Origin of the sequence: Gilvimarinus gilvus, assembly GCF_030518155.1 — a bacterium.
GTDB classification, from domain to species: domain Bacteria; phylum Pseudomonadota; class Gammaproteobacteria; order Pseudomonadales; family Cellvibrionaceae; genus Gilvimarinus; species Gilvimarinus gilvus.
Genome location: NZ_JAULRU010000009.1, coordinates 1 through 315, shown reverse-complemented (window position 1 = coordinate 315; position 315 = coordinate 1). Strand labels below are relative to the sequence as shown.

Annotated in this window: 1 protein-coding gene; it reads right to left on the bottom strand. The window is 29.8% G+C overall.

What is annotated here, in order from left to right:
• Window positions 1-287: hypothetical protein (locus QWI17_RS00045; protein ID WP_302720467.1), on the bottom strand; the 287-nt coding region annotated here is incomplete at its 3' end.
• Window positions 288-315 lie beyond the last annotated feature (28 nt).

The window sequence follows — 315 nt, the reverse complement described above, 5'->3', positions numbered from 1 at the left end:
CTTTTTTCTAACTCTTTTTCATTTTCGATACGAGCAGTTTTATCTGTTTGATTCCATAATGCATCATAATAATAGTATCTAACATCATTAATATTATTTCCATTATTGTAACGATATCCTGCAGAAGCTCCTAATGTATTTTTATCATCTAAATAATATTCACCTCCTAAACGTGCATTATAGTTTCTACGAATTCTATTGTTGTTCGTATCTGTTTTTCTATAATCAGAAATAATTCCATTCGGATAGTTTGTTGTCAAAGCATTCCCTTCTCCTTCTCTATCCATATAACGTGTACCTAAAGTAGTATAGATG